Origin of the sequence: Azospirillum sp. ST 5-10 (assembly GCF_051225715.1) — a bacterium.
GTDB lineage: Bacteria > Pseudomonadota > Alphaproteobacteria > Azospirillales > Azospirillaceae > Azospirillum.
This window is the reverse complement of the sequence record NZ_JBPJSP010000007.1, coordinates 214,095-220,701: the sequence shown is the minus strand read 5'-3', so window position 1 is coordinate 220,701 and position 6,607 is coordinate 214,095. Positions and strand designations below refer to the sequence as shown.

Annotated in this window: 4 protein-coding genes and 1 pseudogene; 4 read left to right on the top strand and 1 reads right to left on the bottom strand. The window is 74.0% G+C overall.

The annotated features are described in order from the left end of the window. The 4 genes and pseudogenes from ACSBPG_RS11250 to ACSBPG_RS11235 form a co-directional block, all read left to right on the top strand. Positions 1–87 (top strand): annotated as a pseudogene (locus tag ACSBPG_RS11250) (amino acid ABC transporter ATP-binding protein); the annotation flags it as partial. A gap of 269 nt (positions 88–356) precedes the next feature. Next, positions 357–1,043, top strand: a complete 687-nt coding sequence (locus ACSBPG_RS11245) for a response regulator (protein ID WP_435537251.1) — start codon at positions 357–359, stop codon at positions 1,041–1,043. 173 nt (positions 1,044–1,216) lie between these two features. Next, positions 1,217–3,427 carry a methyl-accepting chemotaxis protein gene (locus tag ACSBPG_RS11240; protein ID WP_435537250.1) on the top strand — a complete coding sequence of 737 codons (2,211 nt, stop codon included), beginning with the start codon at positions 1,217–1,219 and terminating at the stop codon, positions 3,425–3,427. Positions 3,428–3,548: 121 nt separating this feature from the next. Next, entirely contained in the window at positions 3,549–4,610 is a 1,062-nt protein-coding gene (locus ACSBPG_RS11235; protein ID WP_435537249.1) for a transporter substrate-binding domain-containing protein, read from the top strand. A gap of 2 nt (positions 4,611–4,612) precedes the next feature. Here ACSBPG_RS11235 and ACSBPG_RS11230 read toward each other — a convergent pair whose 3' ends face one another. Then, entirely contained in the window at positions 4,613–6,592 is a 1,980-nt protein-coding gene (locus tag ACSBPG_RS11230; protein ID WP_435537248.1) for a prolyl oligopeptidase family serine peptidase, read from the bottom strand. Positions 6,593–6,607 lie beyond the last annotated feature (15 nt).

Genomic DNA, 6,607 nt, shown 5'->3' with positions numbered 1-6,607 from the left:
GTCGAGCAGAACACCCCCGGCGAATTCTTCAGCAATCCCAAGTCCGACCGCACCAAGCTGTTCCTCAGCCAGATCCTGTCCCACTGAATCGGTTGCCGGCCGTCCCGCCCTCCACCCTGCGGGCCGGCCGGCAGCCGTGGCCGTCTTTCCCCCCGCGACGGGCACGTCCGGATCGACGGCTTGACTTGCGGCCCGCCGCCACGCCCCCAGGGGAGCCGCGGCGGGCCGCCTTTTCTCCCACTCCGGGGGTTTCGGCGCTGGACGCACGGGTGCGGCCTGCGCCATCGTTCCACCGACGCCGGCCGCCGGGCCGGCCGTGATCGCTGGGCGGGGCCGGGCACGCGATGCAAGCCAACGTGGCGGTAGTCGACGACGACGCGGTGACGCGCGAGACGCTCAAGGCCTATCTGGAGGACGAGGGGATCGCCGTCCACGCCGCCGGCAACGCCGAGGATCTCGAGGCCCTGCTGGCCCGGCAGCCCGTCGACATCATCCTGCTCGACATCCGCCTGCCCGGCAAGGACGGCCTCACCGTCACCCGCGAGCTGCGGGTCGCCTCCGCCGTCGGCATCATCCTGCTGACCAGCCGCGGCGACCGGCTGGACCGCATCGTCGGGCTCGAGATGGGCGCCGACGACTACATCGTCAAACCCTTCGAACCGCGCGAGGTGCTGGCCCGCACCCGCAACCTGCTGCGGCGGGTGCGGGGCACCGCCGCGGCGCGCCAGGACCGCCGCCGCAGCTTCGCCGGCTGGACGCTCTATCTCGACCGCCGCCGTCTGGTCGGGCCCGACGGGACCGACGTCCGCCTGACCGGCGCCGAGTTCGAGCTGCTGTCGGTGTTCGCCAGCAACCCCGGCCGCATCATGACCCGCGACTACCTGCTGGAGGCGACCACCCGGCGGCGCAGCGACGCCGCCGACCGCACCATCGACAGCCTGGTGCGGCGCCTGCGCCGGCTGCTGGAGGACGACGCCGGGTCGCCGCGCCTGATCGTCACGGTGCACGGCAGCGGCTACGTCTTCGCCACCGACGTCACCTGACCCCGTCCCCCGCGACGTTCCGTTGCGCGGCTTTCGATACAAAATTTCGAACTTCGCTACATTCTGTTCACACGCGCCACGCACGTTGTTCACGCGCCGCCGCCACAGTCGCGGTCGACCGCCGGCACCCCAGCGGGATGGGGACGGCCGGCACGCGGAGTGGGAGACGGACGATGCGGCGCGACGCGGCGAACGAGACCCGGTACCGCCTGTGGACCTTGCGGCGGGCACTCCTGCTGGTGGGAGGACTGCTGCTGGCGGTGCTCTATCTCAGCCAGGCCTGGGTGTCGGACCGCTACACCGACTTCGCGGTGGAGACCATGGACGCCGCCAGCGCCGACGCGGCGCGGGCGCTCATGACCGACCGGGTGCAGACGAGCTACACGGACTGGCTCCATCCCCACGTCGACGAATGGAGCCGCGACAGCACGCTGGTCGCCGCCACCCAGGCCGGCGACGCGGGGAAGATCGGGCTGGCGCTGGACGGCGTCTTCCAGCGCCCGGTGGTCGTCGACCGCTCGGTCAGGCTGGTGGCGCTCAACGTCTTCGACGCCGACCTCAACCCGGTCAGCCGCTCCCGCCAGGGCGGCGACGCCTCGGTGGCCTCCCTGCCCGACCTCGCCGAGGCGCTGAAGGCCCGGCCGATCCAGGAGAAGCGCCAGCGCGCCATCCGGCTGTGGCGCAGCGCCGACGGCCATCCCCTCTACAGCATGATCGTCCCCATCGGCGGCTTCCGCGTCGCCGGCTTCCTGGAGGTGGTGACCGAGCCGCTGGACGCCTTCGCCACCCTGGGCCAGGCTCTCAACGCCGACATCCGCTTCCTCGACGCCGCCGGCAACACCATCGGCGAGAGCTCCCGCAGCGGCGGCGAGCCGCACGCGACCGAGGACGGGCCGGCGGCCAGCCTGTCGACGACCACGGTGACCGTCCCCGGCGACGGCGGCCATCCCTGGGCCACCATCACCATCGCCCGCGACATCGGCGGCTTCGTCGCCAGCGTGACGACCCTGCGCAACACGGCGGTCGAGCTGTTCGCCCTGGTGGCCCTGGCGCTGTCGGCGGGCGCCTACCTGCTGCTGCACATGGCGGTGTTCCGCAACCTGCGCAAGTTCGCCGGCGCCATGGAGCAGATCTCCCGCGGCGACACCTCCATCGAGGTGCCGCGCACCGGGCGCGACGAGCTGGCGGTGATGGCGGCCGCCCTGGTGCGGCTGCGGGCGAGCGTCGAGCAGGTGTTCCTGATGAAGCGCATGGTGGAGAGCAGCCCGATGCCCACCGTCTTCCTCGGCACCGACGGGACCGGGCGGTTCGCCAACCCGGCGGCGCTGGAGTTCTGCCGGCGCCACGGCACCGACCCGGCGACGCCCGGCCTGATCGGCCCGTCGGGCGCCGAGCTCATCGCCGCCGGCGACGCCGCCGCGCCCTCCGTCCACCGCCGCCTCGCCACCCTGGCCGACACCTCGGTGGAGCTGAACGTCGACCCGGTGTGCGACGACCAGGGCAACGCCATCGGCAAGGCGGTGACCTGGGCCGACGTCACCGAGCAGGTGCGGGCGGCCGAGGCGGCCCGCACCCTGATGGACGACGTCCACCGGATCGCCTCGGCCTGCGCCGGCCAGGCCGAGCAGCTCCGCACCCTGGCCGACGCGCTGCAGCGGGAGTCCGCGAGCACCGTCGACAGCGCCGCCGCGGCCACGGCGATGGTCGCCGAAGGCAGCCGCAACGCCGACACCGCGCGCGACTGCGCCACCACCCTGATGCAGGACATCGGCAGCGTCTCCGCGCTGGCGGCGCAGGCGGCCACGGCGGTCGGCGAGGCGACGGGGCGCCTCGACGAGACCGGCACCATCGTCCGCACGCTCGGCGACAACACGGTGCAGATCATGCGCATCGTCGACGTCATCACCGGCATCGCCCGGCAGACCAAGCTGCTGGCGCTCAACGCCACCATCGAGGCGGCGGCCGCCGGCGAGGCCGGCAAGGGCTTCGCCGTGGTCGCCGCCGAGGTGAAGAAGCTGGCGGAGGAGACGGCCACGGCGACGGTGCAGATCTCCGCCTCGGTCGACGGCATCAACGGCAGCATCCAGGCGACCGTCGGCACCTTCGACCGGATCGTCCAGGCCGTCGACACGATCAGCCGGGTGCAGGAGTCCATCGGCGCCGCCGTCGGCAACCAGAACCTCTCCTCCACCGAGATCATGCGCCGCGTCGGCGAGATCGCCGGCGGCTCGACCCATCTCACCGCACTCATCGGCGGCGTCAACGAGCAGGCCGGCCGGGTCGGCCGCATCGCCGACGGCCTCATCGAGAACGCCAACCGCCTGTCGGAGGAATCGCGCGCGCTCAACGGCCTGCTGGCCAGCATGCGCGGGCAGGCGGCCTGAGCGATGGCCCCGGGCGGGTGCGGCCGTCGATGCGTGCGCCGGTCGCCGTCCGAGCGTGTATGATGCCGCCCGTTCACGGCGGCGGAGGCGGGGTGCGATGGCGCAGCGGAGGAACGGTGGGATGGTTCGGCGCGCCGGCCTGGTGCTGGCGGCCCTGTGGGCGCTGGCCCCGGCCATCCAGGCCCCGGCCGCCCACGCCGGGACCGCCGGCGCCGGGACCGCCGACGGGGCGACGGTCGCGGCGATCCGGGCGCGCGGCGAGCTGATCTGCGGCGAGCGGGCCGGCATCAAGGGCTTCACCCACACCGACGAGCGCGGCCGCCTCGCCGGCTTCCTCGTCGACTACTGCCGGGTGATCGCCGCCGCCGTGCTGGGCGACGCCGACGCCATCCAGGTCGCCCGGCTGCCCGACAAGCCGCTCGACTTCGAGGCGGTCGAGCGCGGCTACGTCGACATCGTGCTGACCACCACCACCTGGACCCTGAGCCGCGAGGTCGACTACGACGTCGAGTTCCTCGACCCCCTCTACTACGACGGCCAGGGCTTCGCCGCCTGGACCGACGACCCGCGGCTGGTGCCGCTGGACGAGCTGGAGCCGAGCACCGTCTGCGTGAAGTCGGCGACGACGACGCTGCGCAACCTGGAGGACTACATCCAGCGCACCGGCCGGCGCTGGACGATCCGCACCTTCACCACGCTCGACGAGGCCCTGCAGGCCTTCCTCGGCCGCCAGTGCGAGCTGTTCACCACCGACCGCAGCGTGCTGACCACCTCGCTGGCCGGCTACCGGCGCGCCGGGCTGGGCATCCGCATCCTGCCCGACGTCATCTCCCGCGAGCCGCTGACCCCCTTCATCGCCCGCGGCGACCACGTGTGGTACGACCTGGTGCGCTGGGCCATCTACGCCACCATCCTCGCCGAGGAGAAGGGCTTCACCTCGGCGATGGCGAAGGCCGGCACGGTTCCCGACGACCCGGAGCTCGCCCGGCTGCTGGGCGGCCGGCCGGTGCCGGACTCCTGGCACGCGCCGAAGGACTGGGCGCGCCAGGTGATCGCCCAGGTCGGCAACTACGGCGAGATCTTCGAGCGCAACCTCGGCGCCCGCTCCCCCTTCGGCCTGGAGCGCGGCCCGAACCGGCCCTGGGGGCTCGGCGGGCTGCTGCCGGTGCCGCTGTTCCAGTAGCCTCAGCCGAGGTTGCGGATCGGGACCGCCGGCAGATCGCCCGCCGGCGCGAAGCCGAAGACGCGGCCGTAGAAGTACAGCTCGCCCTCCAGCGCGGCGACGATGCTGTCGGCCTTGCGGAAGCCGTGCCGTTCGTCGGGGAAGGTGACGTAGGCCACCGGCAGGCCCTTGGCGTCGATGGCGTCGACCATGCGCTGCGCCTGGTCGGGCGGCACCACCCGGTCCTGCAGGCCCTGGAAGAACACCATGGGCACGGCCAGCCGGTCGACGTGGTGGATCGGCGAGCGCGCCGCGTAGAGGTCGCGGCGCTCCGGATAGGGCCCCACCAGGCTGTCGAGATAGTGCTTCTCGAACTTGTGCGTGTCGGTCGCCAGGGTCTCCAGGTCGCTGATGCCGTAATGGCTGGCGCCGGCCCGGAAGAGACGGTGGAAGGTGACGGCGCACAGCACCGTGTAGCCGCCGGCGCTGCTGCCGGCGATGGCGAGGCGGTCGGGGTCGGCCAGCCCGGCCCCGGCCAGGTGGCGGGCGGCGGCCACGCAGTCGCCGACGTCGGTCAGCCCCCACATCCCCTTGAGCGCGTCGCGGTAGGGGCGGCCGTAGCCGGTGCTGCCGCGGTAGTTGACGTCGACCACGGCGAAGCCGCGGCTGGTCCAGAACTGGATCTTCGCGGCGTAGGCGGCGGACGTGGCGGCGGTCGGGCCGCCGTGGCTGCGCACGATCAGCGGCGGCCGCTCGCCCTCCGGCGCCCGGAAGGCGGGGTTGACCGGCGGGTAGTAGAAAGCGTGCGCCTCCGCCCCGTCGCCGGTCGGGAAGCGGATCGGCTGCGCCACCGAGACGTACGCCGGGTCGGGCGGCGTCGCCGTGGCGAGCCGGACCGTCCGCCACGCGCCGCCGTCGAGGTCCAGCGTCGCCACGCCGTTGGGGGTCGCCGGGCCGGCGGCGCAGAAGGTCAGCGTGCGCCCGTCGACCGACAGGCCGCCGAGGTCGCAGAACGGCAGGTCGACCGTCCGCAGGGTCCCGGCGCCGACGTCGACCAGCCCGAGACGCCAGGTGCCCCGCTCGGTGTAGGCGCAGGCCAGCGTGCGCCCGTCGACCACCGCCAGGTCGCGGATGCCGAACACCCACAGGGGGTGGGCGAACTCGGCCGCCATCGGCAGCACGGCCCGGCTGTGCCCGCCGTCCCAGACGTACAGATTCCACCAGCCGGTCCGGTCCGACACGTACACCAGGCGTCCGTCGGGCAGCCAGACCGGCTGCGCCACCGCTTCGCCGGCTCCCCCGGCCACCGCCGCCGGCCGGCCCGGCGCGCCGTCCGCGTCGAGTTCCGCCACCCACAGGGTGGTGCCGTCCCACGGCATGTTCGGATGGTCCCAGGAGAGATAGGCGAGCCGCCGTCCGTCCGGCGAGAGGCGCGGGCTGGCGTAGAAATCGGCGCCCGCCGCCAGCACCGTGCCGCCGTCGCTGATCCCGTCCAGGGGCACGGCGACCAGGGTGGTCTCCGGTTCGCCGTGCCCCTCCTCCGGGTGGCGTTCGCGCACCGCGATCAGGCGGCGGCGCGCCGCATCGTGGAGGGGGTCGGCGAAGCGGTCGCGGCCGGCCCGGGTCAGCGGCACCGGCTCGCCGCCATCGGGAGCGCCATCGGGGCCGCCGCCGTCGAGGCGGACGAGGTGCAGCGCCTGGTCGGCGCCGGAGCAGAAGACCAGCGCCGGACGTCCGTCGAGGTCGTCGAGATACAGGGCGTCGCCGCCGCCGTATTCGTTGGCGCGGCCGCGGACGTCCCAGCCGGAGCCCAGCAGGTCGGCCGCGGTGCCGTCGGCGGCGCGGCGCACCGGCACCGTGCGCCCGCCCTCGGCCGGCCGGCCCTCCAGCCAGAACACGGCGTCGCCGCGCCGCCACGGGTCGCGCAGGCCGAGTCCGCCCTCGGCCAGGCTGCGGGCGGTCACGGGCGATTCCCAGGTGCCGTAGGGGGCGGTCCGGGTCATGGCGGGTCTCCCTCG

Excerpts from the sequence above, each read along its gene's own strand:
- ACSBPG_RS11240 (WP_435537250.1), top strand. The coding sequence starts at position 1,217 with ATGCGGCGCGACGCGGCGAACGAGACCCGGTACCGCCTGTGGACCTTG.
- ACSBPG_RS11230 (WP_435537248.1), bottom strand. The coding sequence starts at position 6,592 with ATGACCCGGACCGCCCCCTACGGCACCTGGGAATCGCCCGTGACCGCC.
- ACSBPG_RS11235 (WP_435537249.1), top strand. The coding sequence starts at position 3,549 with ATGGTTCGGCGCGCCGGCCTGGTGCTGGCGGCCCTGTGGGCGCTGGCC.